The organism is Nonomuraea sp. NPDC003707, from assembly GCF_053587055.1.
In genome coordinates this window covers 122,127-140,999 of record NZ_JBSFNK010000033.1, presented here as the reverse complement: position 1 = coordinate 140,999, position 18,873 = coordinate 122,127, and the positions used below count along the sequence as shown (strand labels likewise).

Genomic DNA, 18,873 nt, shown 5'->3' with positions numbered 1-18,873 from the left:
CACTTACACCACACGTGACAACGGCAACGATCAGGAGTGGACGTCCCCGATCGGCAGGGTCCGGTTCGCTCGCGGCGACCGGTGAAACCCGGTCGAGGGCGCCGTGAAACCGGCACCGCCGAAAGTGAAGCCATGAGCATCACAGAACTCGGACGTACCGAGGGCCGCTCCGTCCTCGGCGGGGGCGCCGATCTGGCCGTACGCGCGCAAGGGCTGGTGAAGACGTTCGGCGAGCACCGCGCCGTCGACGGGATCGACCTGGAGGTACGCCCCGGTGAGATCTTCGGAGTCCTCGGCCCGAACGGCGCCGGCAAGACCACCACGATACGGATGCTGGCCACCCTGCTGACGATCGACGCGGGCCGCGCCGAGATCTTCGGGGTCGACGTGGCCGGCAACCCGCACATGATCCGCCAGTTGGTCGGCGTCACCGGACAATACGCGTCGGTCGACGAGAACCTGACGGCCCGCGAGAACCTCTGGCTCTTCGGCCGCCTGCAGGGCATCGCCGCGCCGCGCGCCCGGCGCATCGCCGCCGAACTGCTGGGCCAGTTCGGCCTGGAAGAGGCCGCCGACAAGGCGATCGCGCATTTCTCCGGGGGCATGCGCCGGCGCCTCGACCTGGCGGCCAGCCTGATCACCAGGCCACCGCTGATCTTCCTCGACGAGCCGACCACCGGTCTCGATCCGCGCACCCGCGGCCAGATGTGGGACACCATCCGCGGTCTGGTCGCCGACGGCTGCACGGTGCTGCTGACCACGCAATATCTGGACGAGGCCGATCAGCTCGCCGATCGTGTCGCCGTCATCGACCATGGCCGCAAAGTCGCCGAGGGCACGCCCGACGAGCTGAAGACCGAGGTCGGCAACTCCACACTCCAGCTGCTGCTCGCCGACCCGGGCGAGGTACCCGCCGCTGTGGAGGTCGTACGGCGCGTCCTCGGCGACGACCCGGTACTCAGCCCGGAGCAGGGCCGCCTCAACGTCGCCCTCGACCAGGCCGACCTGGCCGCGGACGTACTGATCGCGCTGCGCACCGCCGGGGTGTCGATCTCCTCGGTGAGCGTGGCCAAGCCCAGCCTGGACGAGGTGTTCCTCGCCCTCACCGGTCACGAGACGAATGGGTCCGATGGGGCCGGCACGAAGGAGAACCGATGAGCACCGTGATCGCACCCGCCCGCGAGGCCGTACGGGCCGCCGACCGTGTGGAGGCCGCCCGGCGTCGCGTCTCCATGGGGGAGACGATCGGTCAGACCCTGACGATGGCATGGCGGGCGCTCAAGAAGATGCGCCGCAACCCGGAGCAGTTCTTCGACGTGACGCTGCAGCCCATCCTGTTCACCGCGATGTTCGCCTTCATCTTCGGCGGCGCCATCGCCGGTGACGTGGAGAGCTACCTCCCTCTGATGATCCCCGGCATCCTCGCCCAGACCGTGCTGACGACGTGCATGGCCACGGGCACGCAACTGCGCGAGGACATGGAGAAGGGCGTCTTCGACCGGTTCAAGTCGTTGCCGATCGCCCGGATCGCGCCGCTCGCCGGCCCTATGGTGGCCGACCTGGTGCGCTACACGATCGCGGCCACGCTGACCTTCGGCATGGGCCTGGTGATGGGCTACCGCCCGGGTGGTGGAGCGGGCGGCGTGCTCGCTGCGATCCTGCTGGCGATCTTCACGGGCTGGTCGCTGGCGTGGGTTTTCACCTGGGTCGGCACCATAGCCCGCAGTGCCCAGGCGGTGCAGGGCATCTCCATGATGATCCTGTTCCCGCTGACGTTCCTGTCGAACGCGTTCGTCCCCGTCGAGACCCTGCCCGGCTGGCTGGCCGCGTTCGTCCGCTTCAACCCGGTCTCACACCTGGTCACGGCCACCCGCGACCTCGCCAACAGCGGCCTCGTCAGCGGAGAGGTGGCCTGGACGCTGCTGGCGTGCCTGATCGTCATCGCGATCTTCGCGCCGCTGTCGGTACGCAGCTACAAGCGGCACATGTGACGTGCGCCCGTCACGGCCGGAGACCCGCTCGACGAGACTGCGCGCCTCGTCGAGCAGGTCGGAGCCGCGGCGATCGCCGTACTCGGCCCGCATGGCGGCGATCATCCCGGGCGCGGCCCGCTCCGCGTGCGGTTCGATCCGCTCGAAGGCCATGCTGGGCATGCTGGTGTTGTACGCGAACCGTTCGGCCAGCACCAGCAACCCGATCGCGTCGCGCGGGGCCATGGCTCCGCGCAGCACCCCCCACGCGCCGAGCGCGAAGAGCATCGAGCCGCACAGCGGATAGTCGAGGATCGGGCTGTCCGTGGCCAGCAGGTCGTAGCCCCGGACGATGGAGAACAGTTCCTCGCCGTACCGGGAGTCTTCCGGCGGCGCGTGGTACGCGTACGCCGTCAGAGTGACCGACTCCGCCATGATCGTCCACGGCGTGACCTCCGCGCGCAGCACCCCGGGCAGACGCAGGTTGTGGGCCCGCTGGACGGCCAGGCGGTATTCCGCGAGCGCGGCGGCCGTCCTGCCGCGGGCGAGGGCGAGCTCGGCCGCGCACAACGAGGCCATCGCCACCCCGCCGAGCACGGTCTCGTTGTCGTTGATCCGGATGATCCCGGCGAGTTCGGCCTCCGCGGCGTCGAGGTCGCCGTCGGCGAGAGCGGAGATCAGCAGCAGCGCGCGGAGCTGAACCTCGTCGTCGGCGGCGCCGATCCGGCTCAGCACCGGGATGGCGGTACGCGCGTGTCCGACCGCCCGCCGTCGGTCGCCGTGCTGCATGACCAGGTGGGCCAGCATGGCGTGCATGATCGCGGCGAACCACGGCCCCTCGTCCTCGCGGACCATCGTCAGGGTGAGCTCGGCGGCCTCGATCGCCCCGGTGACGTCTCCCGTGTTCTCCAGGACTTGGGCGCTCATCTGCGTCGCCGCCCAGACCACGTCACGGTCGGTGCTCCGGGACAGCTCCTCCAGCCGACGGCGCACGTCGGCGCCGTCGTCCGCGTCGCACGCGAGCAGCACCGTGGCCATCGCCGCCATTCGGTGATCCGTCGCGTCACCGGTGGGCAGCCTACGGAGGAGGTCGCGCATCGGACCGCTGCCGCGGTCGGTGAAGTTCAGGCTGTTCATGAGCGTGATCAGCATGGCGCCCCTGGTCACCTCGAAGAGCTGCGGCGGCGGCAGCCAGCCGCTGACCACCTGGGCGATCGCGTCCCGGTGAACGAGAATCCGGGAGTGGTCGCCGCGGATCGACCACAGCGCGCCGACACCGGCCAGCAACTGGACCATCGTGACGGGATCGGGCTCGCCCAGAGCCTGCCGGAGCAGATCGGCGAGGTTGCTCTCTTCCGCGTGCAACGCGTCGGCCGCCGCGAACTGCCCCGGGCCGAACAGCTTGGAGCCGTGTTCGAGGGTGTACGCCGTCGCCCAGGCCCGCTGCGCCGCCCGAGCGGACGCCTCTTCGCCGGCCTCCTTCAGCCGCATCCGCCCGAACTCCCTGACGGTCTCCAGCATCCGGTAGCGCAGGCCGTACGTCATCTCGCGGACGCTCAGCATCGACTGCTCGGTCAGCGCGTTCACCACGTGCAGGGCGTCCGAGCCCAGTACGTCCTCGGCCGCGGTCAGCGTGAAACCGTCGCCGAACAGCGACATCCACCGCAACGCCAGCCGTTCCGGCTCGTCCAGCAGATTCCACGACCACTCGATGACCGCGAGCAGCGTCTGGTGCCGATCGGGGGCCGTACGGTTCCCGCCGCGCAGCAGGGCGAACCGGTCCGCCAGGCGCCGGGCGATCTCCTCCACCGACATCGCCCGTACCTTGGCCGCCGCCAGCTCGATCGCGAGCGGCAGCCCGTCAAGGCGGGCGACGATCTCCTCGACCACTCCCTCGTCGATCCGCACACCCGGGCGAGCGGCCGTGGCGCGCTGGCGGAACAACTCCACCGCGTCGCCCGTGGGCAGCTCGCCGAGCGGGTAGACGCGTTCGGCGGGGATCGACAAGGGGGCGCGCGAGGTCGTGAGCACCCGCAGGTCGCGGGTCGTCACGGTCAGGAACGCCACCAGGTCGGCGACGGCCTCGATCACGTGCTCGCAGTTGTCCAGGATCAGCAGCGCCGGAGCCTGATCGAGATGCTGGGCGATCCGGGCGCGAACGTCCGAGCGCTGCTCGGCGGTCAGGCCCCGACGCCCGCTGACCGAATCCCGAACCCCGAGTGCCGAGCCCACCTCGCCCACCACGCCCTCGGGCGAGGACACGCCGACGAGCTCGACGAAGTGAGCGACGGGCTGCGCGACGTCTCTGCCGACGACATGCGCCAGCCGCGTCTTGCCCAGCCCGCCAGGGCCGATGACGGAGACCACCCGGTTGGTCCGCAACAGGGCGTGCACCGCGCGGATGTCGTCATCGCGGCCGAGCAACGAGGAGCCGTCGAACAGGATGCCCGCACGCACCGGCCGGTCCGCGACGAGGAGTTCGGCGTACACGCGGGCGAGCTCGGGCCCCGGTTCGGTGCCGAGCCGGGCCACCAGGCCCGCGCGATACCGTTCGTAGCGCTCCAGAGCGGCGGCGGCACCTCGTACGGCGGCCTCGCTCCGCAGCAGGCAGGCCAGCAGCTCCTCGTCGTGCGGCCCGTCGGCCGCGGCCTCCTCCAGCAGCGGCAGCGCGGCCTCGTGAGCGCCGCTCCGGCCCCGCGCGATCGCCGCCACCCGCCGGGCCTCGGCCACCCACTTCGCCGCCATGCCCCTCAGCTCGGCCAGCGCGCCCGTGGCACCGTCCGAGCCGCCGGCCACGAGACCCATGGCCTCTTCGGCGCGGCGACGCGCGAGCGCCACGTCGTCCTCGCCCAGTGCGGCCCGCGCCTCCTTCACCAGCGCGCCGACCAGCAGCGCGTCCACCTGATCGGCGGCCAGCCCGAGCCGGTAACCACGCGGGATCCGCACCACGACATCAGCACCGGTCGCCGCCCTGGTCCGCGAGACGACCACCTGCAGCGCCTTCGTCGGATTGGCCGGCGCCTCATCGGGCCACAGCTCCTCGACCAGGTGCTCGTCACTGACCCCTGCACGCCCGTGCAGGGCGAGCACGGACAGCAGGGTCTGCGCACGATCGCCGACCACGGGCACACCCTGCCAGCGGACGCCGTCGAGCAGGACCAGAGCGGGGGACACACCCTCAGCTTACGGACGAGTCAGACGAGAGCGGCGTGACCGCTCAGTTTGAAGCGGTCGAGTCGCGGAAGAGGAAGCTGTTGGAGAGATCCGTGTGCAGGTAGTGGTGGAACCGCGTGGCCTTCGCCTGGGCCGTCCTGTCGGCGGTGACGATCGTGAGAAGGACGTACCTCTTGGTCACGGCCACCCGCTGCTTGGCGTAGACGTACCTGTCGAGCATCTTGTCCCGGTGCCACTTCACCGCCCGGGAGGAGCCCGCCAGGTGGACGGCCGTGGCCTTGGCCGCCTTCACGGTGGGGAAGGACATGATGACCTGGACCGCCGTGAGATGCCCACGGTAGGCCTTGTAGGCCAGTTGAACGACGCGCTCGCACTTGTTCCTGGCCAGCACGCCGCTCCTGTCCACCGGCGCACAGGAGTCGTACGTCCAGCCGCCCACCTTCTCGGCCTTGAACGTGACGCCGCCCAGACGGAAGTTCCAGTCGCCGTACGCGTCGGCGTCGATCGGAGAGTCCGGGCGGCGCTCGTTCTCGCTGGGGCTCGGCTCCTTGGGCTCGGGTGTGGGATCCGTGGTCGGCGAGGCCACGGCGGTGCTCGGGTCGGGGGCGCTGAGGTACTTGTACACGCTGAACGTGAAGCCGCCCGGCAGAAGCACTGCCAGGATCACGACCAGAGCAGAAACAACACCGGGGTATTCCCGCGGACCGGGTTGCCGAGGGTGTCCCATGCGTCAATTGTGCTGTACTTCATCACCTTCTGCCCCAAAACACCGTCAGCAGAACATCGGCTTGCCGGCATCCTTCGGAACCTCCGGCATGGAGTCGACGACCTTCACGGTCATCACCGCCGTACTGGCGCCCGGAGTCTCCCTGACCTGTCCGCCCTCCTGCCGCCCGATCCAGCTCCGGTAGCCGAGGAACCGGTAGGTGGCCGGCTCGAAGATGAGCTCCCCGCGTTCCCAGCCGTAGGGGTTCTCAAGCTTGAGCGAGGCGCCAACCCCATGTCGTCCGGCGGGGTCGGTGAGGTCCGGGACGATGGTCACGGTCGGCAGCTTCGACAACGCGCCGAAGACCGTGGCCCTGGTCTGGGACGAGGTGAGCGGGTCCTGCGCCAGCCCGAGCAACGAGCTCGCGACGACCTTCTCGACCCGCATGCCGATCTCGTCCTGGCCGAGGTCCGTCTCCCCTCGTCTGCGCTGGTCCGACCGGACGAACGTCTCCGCGCCCTGGCGGATCTTCGCCAGAACCCGATCAGGATCGGCGGGAAGATCGGCGGCCTGGAACGGCAGGCTCAGGGAGTGCTCGGGGCACTGCCCCGCGCGCTGATACTCCACCGTTCCGGGGGATTGCACGTGCTCAGGGCGCCCGCTGGTGGCGTGTGTCTGACCGTACGTCGAGCGCGTCAGGGCCTTGCCGGGATCCCCGGCGGGCATCCATACCTCTCGGCGCACGTCCTGCGTGTACTCGCCCTCGGAACCGCTGGCGAATGTGACGTTCTTCTGGTCGACGTAGACGAACTGTCCCGGTCCGGGCCGTACGTCCTCCCGCGCCGCGACCGAGGCCGCATGCCGGAGCAACTCGGCGGCGCTGGCCGGAGGGGCCCCGAACGGAGCGGAGTCGTGACCGCCACGCACCACGACCAGTCCCGCGGTCACCGCCGCCGCGAGCCCCACGGCCACGCCGGCCCTCATCGCCCACCAGCCGGCCGGGAAACCGCGAAGAGACCGCCGACGTGGCCGCGCCGGCCGGCGGTGGCCGTTCCCGGTCCGCTCGGCCTCGATCTCTTCGGCCACCAGCACCCATGCGCGCGCGGTCACCTCGGGCGCGGGTCCGGGCAGGCTGTCACGGTGGGCCTTGATCGCTTCGAGTTCGTTCATCACAGTGCCTCCCCGGCGGGACCGATGATCTTGCGGAGCTTCTTGCGGGCGCGGTTGAGACGTGATCCCACCGTTCCCTGAGGTATGCCGAGAGCCTCGGCCACCTCCTCGTAGCTGAGTTGAGCGCAGGCGACCAGCAGCAGGACGTCCCTGTCCCCGGATGAGAGCCGGGCGAGACCGGCGGCCAGCCGCGGTTGCATGACCGCAGCGGAGACCCGCTGCACCACGCGCTCGTCGTGACTGGCGATCTCCGCGGCATCGGCGCTCCTGGCCAGCGCCCGATACCTGCGCGCCTCACCGCGACGGTGCTCGGCGACCAGGTTGGAGGCGATGCCGTACAGCCAGGGCCGGGCGCTGGTGCAGGTGAGGTCGAAACGGTCCCGGCTACGGAAGGCGCGCAGAAAGGTTTCCGCCGCGAGGTCATCCGCGGCCGCCTCACCCAGGCGCAGGTGAACATAGCGGTGGATGGATGCGAAATAGCGATCGAAGACGGCGCCGAAGCGATCAGGGTGACGCCACGACGCCTCTATCACTTGCGCGTCGGTGCCCTCGCTGGGAGGCGCCGAATCTTGGGGGGGAGCTGTCATGCATGCCGGCCTTTCAGGCGATTACCTCGGAACACCCCTAGTTCGGCGAACCCCCCATTCCTCTTCACGGTCCATCACGCCGGCTACGAAGTGCACCGCCGGTCATCGATCTCCGGCATACCGGCAACACTGTCCCGGCTCAAACCCCCGGGGAGAAGGCACGCATCAGCACGGCGCCGGTCGCGAACGCCAGCGCCACGCACAACGGGGTGTAGAGCAGCAGGTTGAGCCAGTAGAACGGGGTGCCGGTGTCCGTGCCCAGCCCGAAGGCCCAGGCGAGGCCTAGCTCCGCACGCGCGAGCAGCCCGCCGCCCAGAGCGAGAGCGACCGCCTTGGCGAGCCGACCGCCCCGCCCTCGGGAGACGGCGAGCACCGCGAGGGCGGTGACGGTGAGCACGACGATCAAGGGTACGAGGATGCGCGCCGTGAAGGGCGTGTCGAAGTTGAGCAACGCCAGGGAGAGCGCTCGCGGGTCCGCGGCCGGCCGTACCAGCCAGGAAAGGTGAAGGAACGCGTCGAGCAGCAGGACGGCGGCGACGAAGGCCGCTGGGAGTGAGATTCTCATGCCCGGCAGGAGGCGCGGAAATCGCCGGTGGTTCCATGGAACCTTCTCCACGGTCGACGCCTCTGGATGGATATGACTTGGCCTGTTGCTGATCTGGACCCGGTACGGAGGCTGCGGGTGCTCGCCTCCGCCATCCCCGGGGCGTACATGGCGGAACGCGTCATCCCCGCCCCGTTCGAGGACGTTTGGTCCGTGGTGAGTGCCCTGGAAGAGGAGTTCGGCACCTTCGAGCCGGACATGCGCCGCTTGACCATCGTGTCCGGGCACGGGAGCGAGCGCCTGGTGGCCAAGGCGCGAAGCAGGTACGGCATGCGTGCGAGGTTCGACGTCGAGCTGCGGCCCGGCTGGTGCTGGATGCAGAGCAGGTTCCTGATCATCGGCGTCGCGGCGGCGGCCGTACCGGGAGGAACCCTGGTCGCCCAGACGGGAGGAATCCGCGTCCCCGGCCGGGCGGCGCTGGTGCCCCTGGGTGTGCGGGTCGCGGGAGAGAAGGCGCTGGCCAGGCTCGAGGCGAGGGTCGTGCGTCGATGAGCGCCGACCTGGTGCGCGCCGCGCAGGGCGGCGACACGATGGCCATGAACGACCTGCTGAGCGAGCTGACGCCCTACCTCGGCCGGATCTGCGGGCCCATCGCGCTCGACAACGGGCCCGACGCCGTCCAGGAGTCGCTGATCGCGATCTTCCGGAACCTGGGGAGCCTGCGCGATCCGCAGGCGCTCCACGGCTGGGCCCGGGCGATAGCCGTACGGGAAGCAGTCAGGATCGCGAAACGGCGGCACCACGTGGTGGAGCTCGCCGAACTCCCGTCGAGGCAGGACGTCGAGAGCGCGGTGGACATCCGCGACGTGCTCGAGCGCCTGTCACCCGAACACCGGGCGGTGCTGGTCCTGCGTGACCTGGAGGGGTTGCCGGAGGATGAGGCCGCACGGCTCCTGCACGTACCGGAGGGGACGGTCAAATCACGCCTGCACCGCGCCCGCCGGAGCTTCCGCAAAGCATGGCAGTCGTGAGGAACCTCGTGAGGCTCGGACGCCTCCTTCTGGTGGAATCCCACAGATCGGAGAGCATCCATGAGACCTCGTACGCTCGCGGTCCTGAGCCTGATCCTCACCCTTGCCGTCGGCGCCGTTCTTTACGGCGCGTACGGCTACCGCCCAGCGGTGGCCGCCTACCGGCCGCCGGCGAACGCGCGGTTCCTCGACACGCCACTCGCTCGCTTCCACTACGTCAAGGAGGGCTCCGGCACCCCCGTCGTGCTGCTGTCGCCCGGGGCTTCATGGACGTACGGCTGGCGCCGTCAGGTGCCGGAGCTCGCCCGCGACCACACGGTCTACGTCGTGGACCTCCCCGGTCAGGGATTCACCCGGCTGAAGGACCGCGCCTTCACCTGGGACCTGAAGGGGATGACCACGGCGATCGGCGTGTTCCTGAACGCGGCGGGCATCGACCGTCCCGCGCTCGGCGGGCTGTCGTGGAGCGGAGGCTGGGCGCTGGCCTACGCCCAGCGCCACCCCGAACGCGTCAGCAGCCTGCTCCTGCTGTCCCCCTCCGGCGCCGCCACCCGCGATACCTGGGTGTATGAACTCATGAAGTACCCGGTCATCGGGGAGTTGTGGAACAACTGGTACTACGCCGACAGGTCCAGCTCCCGCGCCGCGCTCGACCGCATCCACGTCAACCGAAGCAGGATCCTCGAGCAGGACGTCGACGCCTTCTGGGCACCCGGCACCTTCCCCGACAACCTGGAGAGCCAGGTCCTGCTCGAACGCGGCCTGGACTGGCGTGAAACCCTGGCCGCCATGCCGTCCACCACCACTCCCACCTTGGTGATCTGGGGGCGCCAGGACACCGTCAACCGGGTGCGGCAGGCCCAGGAGTACGCTCGCCGGATGCCCGCCGTGCAGGTGCGCGAACTCGACGGCTGCGGCCACGCGCTGACCACCGACTGTCCAGAGGAGATCGGGCGGCTGATGGCGGACTACCTGGCTGCTTCAGGGCTCGCATCTCCATGATTACCGGCACATTGGGGACACGCTCGCGGCCCAGCCCGGCGGACCTCGAGGCCATGACAGCGACCGAACAGCATTGATCTACCAGCACGCCCCGCGCCGGCGAATTGTCGACGCCCCTGAGCGCTCGCGTGGAGAAGATCGAAGACTGGTGGCAGGAACGCCCCGCAGAGACGCATATCGATCTTGCTTTATCAGCGGAAAACGCGGTTCAGCGTGCTGATCGCTTTCGCTGTGACTCCCCGCTGTCCCCGTCGCTTCCTGCCCGGTCCGGGCACGCGACGGGCAGGGCGGTATCGTCGCTGGGACGGTCTTCGGCATTGCACCGCGCCCCTCCGCATGGGTACAGCTTGGCAAGCCAACCAGTAGGCGATCGGGCACGGCGCCGGGGACGCTGGACAGCACCGGAGGCTGTCACCCTGCACGCCGGGGAGCGAGTTGACGCAGGAACCTGCGGATTAAAGGCCCGGCCGGTCATGGTCTCAGGCAGTTCAATGTAGGTGAGAGGGTGTGCGCGATCCGTCCTGAACACCCTCGGACAGCTCTGTATTGCAACCCGAATGGCAACTCTGAGGCAAGTCATCTGCGGCGTCCGAGGAAGCCAGGACGATGGCGACGATCAGCCGTATCGCGGTGACGAGCGCGGCTGGAAGAACGAAGAAGAGCCAGAACCCCCATGCATCCCGCCCCGATGTCCAGGCGATCACGAGCACGAGGATCATGGCAGCGAGAGTGAAGACCAAATCGAGGATCTTGCGGCGCGGGCTACGGGACATCACAAAGAGCGATACCGCCACGATAACGACCGGTATTGCGTACACAAGGATCATGGCGAGTAACACGCCGGACTCCTCGGCTTCCACGAGCGTTCGCAGTGGTTCCCTGCTCGGATCGTCTCACAGAGCTTGAGGTCGGATTCACTTGGACTCCCGAGGCCCGGAACCGGAACTTACGGATTGAAAGTGGAAGATGTCTTCGGTCTTCTCGGACTGCTCACCCGGCCCTTCGTGCGTCTTGTCCTCCTGGCTGGGCGAGGATGATCCGTATCTTGATGGCGGCCCGGTAACCAGGCTGGGAGACTCGACGGTGTGAGCAAGAAGGAGCAGCCGCTCGTACGAGAGTTGTTTCCCGGCCTCGTGACGGAGCTGATCGCGTGCCTGAGAGAAGAGGGGGAGGAGTACCTCGCCATCTCTGCCTGGGACATCCGGTGGTACGAGGACTGCGGATGTGGTGACGACTTCTGCCAGAGCTTCTATACGGCTGAACGTCCACCTGGGGCATATGGTCCTGGGCACAGGAATGTGATGCTGGCTCCGGCAGAAGGTTATCTCATCCTTGATGTTGTCGAGGAGAGAATCGTGTTCGTAGAAGTGCTGTACTATCCCAGGCTGCAACGCTCGGCGCATTGAAGACCGTCAGCTTGGGAATTGCAGCCATCACGGCCCGCTGGGTGCTGAGCTGGGCAACGAACCGGTCCTGAGTGATGGTGATTGACCGCCCTTAATGGCACGGCTTCGTATCAGCTCGTCCAGAGAACGATCCTTCCCACAAGGATCGCGTCGAACCAGAAGGTAAACATCATGGCTACTATCGTGCGAGCCTGCTTGCGCTCCTGATCGTTCCGACCTGGTCGCCGTACTCTTGCGATCAGCGTGATGGCCACGGCTACAAGAGCAAGGGTCATCGAGATCTCGACAGAGGTCATGAGGTGAAGGTACTACGGCCATAATCCCCTCTGTATCCCAGAGCCGAGCCTCCGCCGGAGGCATCGAAGAACTCTCGCCAGTGAGCACCGAGGACGTGAGCCCGGACAAAGCTGAGACGTTCGTCAACTCCCGGACCCGGGGCCGCAGTACAAGATCGAAAAGGCTACTTCTCGATCACGGGGAGTGGCCTTCGACCTGTAGTAGAGCCTAGGAGATTCGAACTCCAGACTTCCTGCTTGCAAATCGGTTTGATCTTGAAGGATGTAGCCCTCGACGTGCTTGAACGGGCGCCCGCAAGTGAGCGTGATTGACCGCCGCTAATAGCACGTTAATGGCACGGCGATCACGCCAAAAATACGCCTCCTCCAATGGCCCTGGGCCCGACACCGCCCAGTGGGCGGAGGCTGAAGAGCAGAGCCATGGACCATCGATCGCCCCAGGCCAGGTACAGGCGACCGTGAGGGGCGTATCAATGCGGTGCATACCACTCACCAAACCGTATAAGCAGCTCAGGAAGGGCCATCCCACGTTGTCCATGTGGGCCCCGCCAGCTCCGGCCACGCGCCGCCACCCGGGTTGAGACGGCCGCTCCAGGTTTCTTGGAGACGCGTCCCGGTGTCGGCAACTAATATGCGCGGCATGTCGTCTCCGTCCCGCCATGAGGTACCGGCCATTCGTCCTGCTGCCTGGCGTGTGCAGCCAACTTGGACCAGTCTGCTGCCGAAGGGCGTGAGGTCATGCCCGCCGCTGGGCACCACCGGCGGCCACACCAATTGGGTGGCGGCGGTGACGACCGCGGTCTTCGACGGCCGTGCCGTAGCGGTCACCGGGGGCGGCGACGACACAATACGGGTTTGGGATCTGTCAACCGGCGAGCGGGTCGGCGCCCCGTGGACTGGTCACACGAACGCGGTGCGGGCGCTGGCGATGTCCGTTCTGGACGGTCGCCCCGTTGTGGTCAGCGGCGGTGACGACGACACCGTACGGGTGTGGGAACTCGCGTCCGGTAGGCCGGTGGGCGAGCCGTTCCACCTTCAGGCTGACAGCGTGCAGGCCCTCGCGATCGCGGAACGCCATGGCCGCCAGGTGGTGGTCACCGGTTGCTACGACACGACGGTACGGGTATGGGACCTGGAAACGCGCCAGGAGGTGATGGCACCGATCCGCGGCCACACCGGCCCGGTGTACGCCGTGGCGACCGCGATGCTGGACGGCCGCTGGGTGGCCGTCACGGGCGGCGACCGAACGGTCCGGGTATGGGACCTGGATACCGGTGATCCGGTGGGCAGCCCGTTCACCGGCCACAGTGGATACGTGAGCGCGGTTGCGGTCACGGAGCTGACTGGCGGCCATCTGGTGGTTGTTTCTGGTGGCTACCAGACGACCACACGCGTGTCGGACCTGGCCACCGGACTGCCGGTCGGTGACCTCCCCCGATCTGCGGACTTGGAGGCCGTGACGACCACGGTCGTACACGGCCGGCTGGTGACGATCACCTGCAACTCCAATGAGCCGACCATCCAGGTGTGGGACCTGAAAACGGCTGAGCTGGTCGGGGAGCTGTTCCCTCAGCATCGCCGCACGGTGCATGCGGTGGCGACGGCAGTGGTGAACGGTCGGCAGGTGGTGGTGTCGAGTTGCGACGGTGGGTCGGTCCGGGTGTCCGATCTGGTCGTCGGTCAACCGGCCGAGAAGCCAGTTCGCCACGACGCCGCGATCACGGCGGTGGCCACCACGTCAGTGGCCGGCCGACCGGTGGCGGTCACCGGCAGCGATGACGAAACCGTACGAGTATGGGATCTGGACACCGGCGATCAGGTGTGCCGGCCACTCACGGACCACACCGGCGCCGTCACTGCCGTGGCCGCGACCCAAGTGGACGGCCGCGCGGTGGCGATCACCGGAGGCAAGGACAGCAAAGTCCACCTCTGGGACCTCGCACTGGGGAAAGCGGCGAGAGCACCGTTGACCACCCACCGCCGCCCGATAACCGCGGTCGCGGCCGACAACACGGACGACCCACCCCGGGCCATCACCGCCAGCGACGACAAGACCATCCGGGTATGGGATCTCCGCACCGGCGAAGAGACCGGAAACCCCCGCAAGAGCGACCATCGATGGGTACAAGGCCTCACCACCACCACGCTCGACGACCAGCCCGTCGCCGTCCTCGGACGGTGGGGCGGCGGCTTCCGGGTCCGTGACCTCACCGTAAACCGCGACACCGGACTCCAGACCACCGGTAGCAACGGCAAACCGGTACGCCTCGTGGCCGCCACCATCGTGGACGGACGACCCATCGCCATCACCACGAACGACGACTGGCGCGACCCACCGATGAAGGTATGGGACGTCGCCACCGCTCAGCAGATCGGCCAGCTTTCCATGGGAACCGTGGTCGCACTCGCCGCCACCACGATCGACGGCCACCCCATCGCAGTCGCCGCCAGCCACAGAACGGTAGCGGCATGGAGCCTCACCACCTTTGACAGGATCAGCCCCGACATCGAATTCCTCGACTCGGTCAACGCCGTCGCTGCCACCCCACAAGGCCACATCATCGTCTGCTTCGACCGTGACATCGCCGTACTCACCGCAACCCGATCGAGCTGACCGTGGCATGGTTCGACAGGACCCCCTGCGCCAGGCCCTCGACCTCCTCGCCGAGCATGGCCCTCAAGCCTGATCACGCAGGTCCGTCCAGCCGAACACTCCGACCCCGAAGGCAGGCGCTGGCCGCGAGGCAAGGTGTATGCCGACGTCACAGCGGTTATATAGCGACGTCTCGTCCGCAGAGACGCGCCGAGCGCTCAAGAAGCTCGGTGATCAGTTGGAGTCGTAGCAGCGTCCAGCACCGGCGAAGGCCAACGAGGCCATTCCCTCGATCATGGGGAATGGCCTTCCGAGTGGGGCAGACGCCGACGTCTCGTCCTGCCGTATCTACGTGGACCCCGTTGACGCGCTGTGGTGGCTTGCGGTTCGTAGCCAGACCATCGAATCAAGACGATGGAGAGGCCGACGAGGATTGTGACCACACCAGAAGCGAAGGTCAGAAACGCTATGCCGGACTCGCCGTCTGGATCGCCGAGTCCGGACGGTCGTCCGTCGATCCAGGTCATCACGGGCCAGGCCTGGGTGGCGACGATCGCTCCGAACGCGGTCGTGATCGCACCCAGGACATGGCTAGGAGGACGCGTCCACAAGCCCATGGCGGCCAGCACGAACCCGACCGCCAACCCGACGGGAACCGTCAGGAATTGGCCCATGCCCAGGGCCGTGAGTACGGCGAACCGCGCGTGCTCGAAACCGTCGCCACGTGGCACGGACCAGAACGGCACCGCTACGACACCGCTGAGAAGGCCGATCGCCAGTAACCGGAGCATCGCCACGTACACATGATTGTGGACTGGTTGGTTGCTGTGCTACCTCACCAGAGCGTGTGGCTGTACGAGATCGAAAACGCCGCTTCCTGACCATAGGAAGTGGCTGCCCAGGATCTTCTTCTCAGACTGGGGATCCTGCCCCCAGGCGGCGACCGTCGGAACTTTCACCCGAGCTGTCTCGTTACCCAGCATGATGAAGTGAAGATCCAGAAGGGGTCGGATGGTGGAGAGGGTGCAGATCTGGTGGGACGCGCAAGGCGTGGCGCGGGGCATCAAGGTCACCAGTACGCTCGGGAGCTACCCCTACTCGATCCACTACGACCAGCGTGGCGCCCAGGTGCATATCAACGGCAAGAAGCTGGTTGCGACTGCCGGATATGTCGCTGAGCTGGGGTGTTATCGGTTCACAGCCGTGGGATTTCTGCCCGACCGCAAGCTGAGCGAAGCGCGGTGGCCAGCCCTGGCCGATGCGGCGGCCGGAGCCGCCCACGCGTACACGAAGTGGATCAACGAGCAGACGCCATTGGTATGTACCCCAATCGTTGTGATGTGACGCCATCCTCCCCTCTGCCCCCGCGGGCTGCCCACCTCCGGGACTGTCAGGCGGGTTCTGTCAAGGACGGCTTCGCGTGTTACCTCATCCGGTGACCTTCCGTGGTGAGCGGTTGTCCTACGTGCACAGCCATCCTTGACAGGTTCGGCCTGCCCCGGACCCATCATGGCCCTCTTGCCTCGTGAGAGCTTGCCTTCATTTGATGATCGGGGTCAGGCGGGGTTGCGCAGGCGGAGCCTGCGCCTGGATAGGGCGTCTTCGCGAAGCGAAGGCCTCCAGGGGTCGGGACCGGGCCCGACTGGAAGCAACGCCTGAGCCCCTTGCGCGAAGCGCGCTTAGGGAAGTCCTTCGACCCGGGTGGGCTCCAGTAGGCCCACTGTTCAGCAGGGCAACGGGTGGGTTGCCCGGGCCCACCTACACACACCGCGGAAGGAGTGGAGCCTAGGAGATTCGAACTCTGTACAGCAGTCGCCTCGTCAAGGCTCTCAAGCCTGGCCCTCATGCCGTCCTCGATCAACACGAGGCGGCGATAGCCGCCGTATTGGCCGGAAGCTGCTGCACCGCCAGACCAAAACGGACGCGTCCGACGCCTCTCTGTCCTTTCCCGAGATCGTCACGACGGCCCTCCGCACCCGTCAACGGGTACGTGACACCGTCCGCGAAGCGGCGGGAGACGACTGGCAGGAGGCCGGGCTCGTCTTCACCACCGCCAGTGGCCGGCCGATCGAACCGTCCAACTTCCGGCGCAGCTTCGCGAACGCCTGTGCCAAGGCCGGAGTGCGGAGAGTCCACGTCCACGCCACCCGCAAGACTTGCGCGTCCTTGCTCGTCGCCCTCGACGTCCACCCGCGGGTGGCCATGCGGATCCTTCGCCACTCACGGATCGCGGTGACCATGAACATCTACAGCGAAGTCTCCTCAGAGGAGACACGCAAGGCGCTCAAACGCTTGGGGCAGCACCTCGGTTTCTAAGCCCCACGCACCTCCAAGGCCACTTCCATGGAAAGCGGCCTTTGCGGCCAGCCAGTCCGGCCGGGGGAAATCCGGTCGACAGGCAAGCCATAGTGCACTGTGATAGTCCAGCCCCCGCCGCACGGAGCGGGCCGATCGCAGGAGGTGCTCTTGGCAACCGTGAGAACCGCGGACACCCGCCCCACGATCGATGCCTCACTGGTCAGGAGGCTGGTCGATACGCAGTTCCCGCAGTGGGCCGCGTTGCCTCTGGAGCTGCTCGATCCGGCCGGCTCCGACCATGTGATCTACCGGCTGGGCGAGCAGCTGTCCGTCCGGCTGCCCCGCCACGACGGCGCCATCGGACAGGCCGAGAAGGAACTTGAGTGGCTGCCTCGGCTCGCCCCGCGACTGCCCCTGGCCATCCCGGTACCGGTGGGAGTGGGTGAGCCCGACTTCGGCTATCCGTGGCGGTGGGCGGTGTCCCGCTGGCTGGAGGGCGAGGTGGCGACCGTCGAGGCGCTGGCCGACTCGTCCGCGGCCGCCGTCCAACTGGCGGAGTTCCTGGTCGCCCTGCAGCAGTTCAGGTCCGAGGACGTTCAGGCCATGGAGGCCCGCGAGGACCTCGCTGACCAGCCGTTGGCGGGCCGGGATCGCGCGACGCGGGCCGCCATCGCAAAGGCCGACGGCGTGTTCGACACCACCGCCATGACCGAACTGTGGAACGCGGCCCTGAGCGCCCCCGGATGGGATCGCCCTCCGATCTGGTTCCACGGCGACTTCCACACCGGCAACCTGCTGACCGTCGGCGGCCGTCTCAGCGCTGTCATCGACTTCGGCGGGCTCGGCATCGGCGATCCGGCCTGTGACCTGACCATCGCCTACACGCTGATGTCGGCCGACAGCCGTGCCGCCTTCCGCGCCGCGCTCGATGTAGACGACGCCACCTGGACCCGGGGTCGCGGCTGGGCCCTTGCCACCGGTCTGAACGCCTACACCGCCTATGCCGCCGTCAACCCGAGGGTCGCCGCGCAGACCACCCGTCAGATCACCGAGGCCCTCATCGGCTAGATCAGACTTCGGCGAAAAGCGGAGCCGTAGCTGTACTCTGCAGTTGTACAAGATCGAAAAGGCTACTTCCCGATCACGAGTAGTGGCCTTTGACCTCCTGTGGAGCCTAGGAGATTCGAACTCCTGACTTCCTGCTTGCAAATAGCTACGACGATCTTGAGTGATCTGCGTAGACACTGCTCAGGGGGCTGATCGTGTCCCCCGTGACTCCCCGTTGTTCCCTCTGGTTTCCCGTCCGATCGGGCACGCGACGGGCACGCCGTAGGCCCTCATTGTGGTCGTTTCGGGCGCTCAACTACTCTCATTCCACCTTGAAGCAGGGAGGCGGCAAGTGACCGTAAGGCGGGCGCGATTCGTTCTGATGTGGATCGGCTGCCTGGTTCTCGTTCCAAGCATCCTTCTCGAACGATACGCACAGGATGCCAGAGAGAGGGCCAGATCTAGCGAACTCTGGACGCTGATGCGAGAGAACCAGTATTTCGGAAGCACACCGCACGCTGATGCGTCCTATGAGTCCTTGATCATTAGTGGATGGATGGGCATCGGCCTTGGCGCTCTCTGGATTCTGGCCTCTATAACGTGTTTCGTCCTCGCTCGGCCCCCGTTGGACCTCACGCCATCTCCAAGGAAACCGAGGAAGTCCGGTACAGGCATACCTATCATTCGGCCCTTTCCCTGATCTTCCCATCGCCGTCGTCCCACCCGTCAGGGGAGCGGGCCAGAGGGCAGGGGTGAAGGTGGAGCCCCCCGCTGGAAGAACGACCTTCGCCCCTGCTCCCTGGTCTGCTCGGGCTTGTCCTGGGCGATGGTGACGGGAAGATCAGGCTTCCCCCTCAGCCACTGATGTACCTGGGCTCCCGGCGATCATCTCGGAGCCTGAGGCGGTCTTGTTAGGGGTGCTGTGCTCGTGGGACAGTTCGCGGCGTGGAGGCATATCGCCGATCTGTCTGGTATAGGGCTGGCCGAACGCTCATGCTGATCAGCTTGGGCTGGATTGCTGCGGGCGTCTTCTTCGTCTTCGCCGTGAA

17 protein-coding genes and 1 pseudogene are annotated in these 18,873 nt (G+C 67.4%); 10 read left to right on the top strand and 8 right to left on the bottom strand.

The window, feature by feature from the left end:
• The first annotated feature begins 132 nt into the window (after positions 1-132).
• Together ACWDRB_RS51895 and ACWDRB_RS51890 are read left to right on the top strand one after the other, a co-directional pair.
• Positions 133-1,158 carry an ATP-binding cassette domain-containing protein gene (locus ACWDRB_RS51895; protein WP_449907688.1) on the top strand — a complete coding sequence of 342 codons (1,026 nt, stop codon included), beginning with the start codon at positions 133-135 and terminating at the stop codon, positions 1,156-1,158.
• Positions 1,155-1,991, top strand: coding sequence for an ABC transporter permease (locus ACWDRB_RS51890; protein ID WP_449907686.1), 837 nt, complete (start codon positions 1,155-1,157; stop codon positions 1,989-1,991). Before ACWDRB_RS51895 ends, ACWDRB_RS51890 begins: the two co-directional genes overlap by 4 nt.
• Positions 1,992-3,677: 1,686 nt before the next feature.
• On the opposite strand, the pseudogene ACWDRB_RS51885 reads toward ACWDRB_RS51890, so the two are convergent.
• From ACWDRB_RS51885 to ACWDRB_RS51865, 5 genes and pseudogenes are all read right to left on the bottom strand, one after another.
• Positions 3,678-4,871 (bottom strand): annotated as a pseudogene (locus tag ACWDRB_RS51885) (ATP-binding protein); the annotation flags it as partial.
• 316 nt (positions 4,872-5,187) lie between these two features.
• On the bottom strand, positions 5,188-5,811 hold the full coding sequence (locus ACWDRB_RS51880) for a hypothetical protein (protein WP_449907684.1): 624 nt from the start codon (positions 5,809-5,811) through the stop codon (positions 5,188-5,190).
• A 105-nt stretch (positions 5,812-5,916) separates the two neighbouring features.
• Positions 5,917-7,020: a CU044_5270 family protein gene (locus tag ACWDRB_RS51875; protein ID WP_449907682.1), complete on the bottom strand. Its 1,104-nt coding sequence runs from the start codon at positions 7,018-7,020 to the stop codon at positions 5,917-5,919.
• On the bottom strand, positions 7,020-7,607 hold the full coding sequence (locus ACWDRB_RS51870; RefSeq protein WP_449907680.1) for an RNA polymerase sigma factor: 588 nt from the start codon (positions 7,605-7,607) through the stop codon (positions 7,020-7,022). Before ACWDRB_RS51870 ends, ACWDRB_RS51875 begins: the two co-directional genes overlap by 1 nt.
• A 139-nt stretch (positions 7,608-7,746) precedes the next feature.
• Positions 7,747-8,172 carry a hypothetical protein gene (locus ACWDRB_RS51865; protein WP_449907678.1) on the bottom strand — a complete coding sequence of 142 codons (426 nt, stop codon included), beginning with the start codon at positions 8,170-8,172 and terminating at the stop codon, positions 7,747-7,749.
• 72 nt (positions 8,173-8,244) lie between these two features.
• Between ACWDRB_RS51865 and ACWDRB_RS51860 the strand changes: the two genes are divergently transcribed.
• The 3 genes from ACWDRB_RS51860 to ACWDRB_RS51850 are packed head-to-tail and all read left to right on the top strand — an operon-like array spanning position 8,245 to position 10,184.
• On the top strand, positions 8,245-8,703 hold the full coding sequence (locus tag ACWDRB_RS51860) for a hypothetical protein (RefSeq protein ID WP_397375247.1): 459 nt from the start codon (positions 8,245-8,247) through the stop codon (positions 8,701-8,703).
• Positions 8,700-9,182, top strand: a complete 483-nt coding sequence (locus ACWDRB_RS51855; RefSeq protein WP_449907675.1) for an RNA polymerase sigma factor — start codon at positions 8,700-8,702, stop codon at positions 9,180-9,182. Before ACWDRB_RS51860 ends, ACWDRB_RS51855 begins: the two co-directional genes overlap by 4 nt.
• Before the next feature lie 60 nt (positions 9,183-9,242).
• Complete coding sequence (locus ACWDRB_RS51850; protein WP_449907673.1) at positions 9,243-10,184, top strand: alpha/beta fold hydrolase; 942 nt, start codon at positions 9,243-9,245, stop codon at positions 10,182-10,184.
• Positions 10,185-10,672: 488 nt separating this feature from the next.
• On the opposite strand, the gene ACWDRB_RS51845 is transcribed toward ACWDRB_RS51850, so the two are convergent.
• A complete protein-coding gene (locus ACWDRB_RS51845; RefSeq protein ID WP_449907671.1) occupies positions 10,673-11,023 on the bottom strand; it encodes a hypothetical protein in 351 nt (116 codons plus the stop codon).
• Between the two features lie 246 nt (positions 11,024-11,269).
• Between ACWDRB_RS51845 and ACWDRB_RS51840 the strand changes: the two genes are divergently transcribed.
• Positions 11,270-11,590, top strand: a complete 321-nt coding sequence (locus tag ACWDRB_RS51840; RefSeq protein ID WP_449907669.1) for a hypothetical protein — start codon at positions 11,270-11,272, stop codon at positions 11,588-11,590.
• 110 nt (positions 11,591-11,700) lie between these two features.
• Here ACWDRB_RS51840 and ACWDRB_RS51835 read toward each other — a convergent pair whose 3' ends face one another.
• A complete protein-coding gene (locus tag ACWDRB_RS51835; protein ID WP_449907667.1) occupies positions 11,701-11,886 on the bottom strand; it encodes a hypothetical protein in 186 nt (61 codons plus the stop codon).
• Between the two features lie 640 nt (positions 11,887-12,526).
• Between ACWDRB_RS51835 and ACWDRB_RS51830 the strand changes: the two genes are divergently transcribed.
• The gene (locus tag ACWDRB_RS51830) at positions 12,527-14,500 is read left to right on the top strand and encodes a WD40 repeat domain-containing protein (RefSeq protein ID WP_449907665.1); all 1,974 of its coding nucleotides are present in this window, start codon (positions 12,527-12,529) and stop codon (positions 14,498-14,500) included.
• A gap of 272 nt (positions 14,501-14,772) precedes the next feature.
• Here the strand turns inward: ACWDRB_RS51830 and ACWDRB_RS51825 are convergent, their stop codons facing one another.
• Positions 14,773-15,276, bottom strand: coding sequence for a hypothetical protein (locus tag ACWDRB_RS51825; RefSeq protein ID WP_449907663.1), 504 nt, complete (start codon positions 15,274-15,276; stop codon positions 14,773-14,775).
• A 226-nt stretch (positions 15,277-15,502) separates the two neighbouring features.
• Here ACWDRB_RS51825 and ACWDRB_RS51820 point away from each other — a divergent pair, with 226 nt between their 5' ends.
• From ACWDRB_RS51820 to ACWDRB_RS51810, 3 genes are all read left to right on the top strand, one after another.
• Positions 15,503-15,823 carry a hypothetical protein gene (locus ACWDRB_RS51820; RefSeq protein ID WP_449907661.1) on the top strand — a complete coding sequence of 107 codons (321 nt, stop codon included), beginning with the start codon at positions 15,503-15,505 and terminating at the stop codon, positions 15,821-15,823.
• 357 nt (positions 15,824-16,180) lie between these two features.
• The gene (locus ACWDRB_RS51815) at positions 16,181-16,795 is read left to right on the top strand and encodes a site-specific integrase (protein ID WP_449907660.1); all 615 of its coding nucleotides are present in this window, start codon (positions 16,181-16,183) and stop codon (positions 16,793-16,795) included.
• Positions 16,796-16,954: 159 nt separating this feature from the next.
• Positions 16,955-17,845, top strand: coding sequence for an aminoglycoside phosphotransferase family protein (locus ACWDRB_RS51810; protein ID WP_449907719.1), 891 nt, complete (start codon positions 16,955-16,957; stop codon positions 17,843-17,845).
• The last annotated feature ends 1,028 nt before the right edge of the window (positions 17,846-18,873 follow it).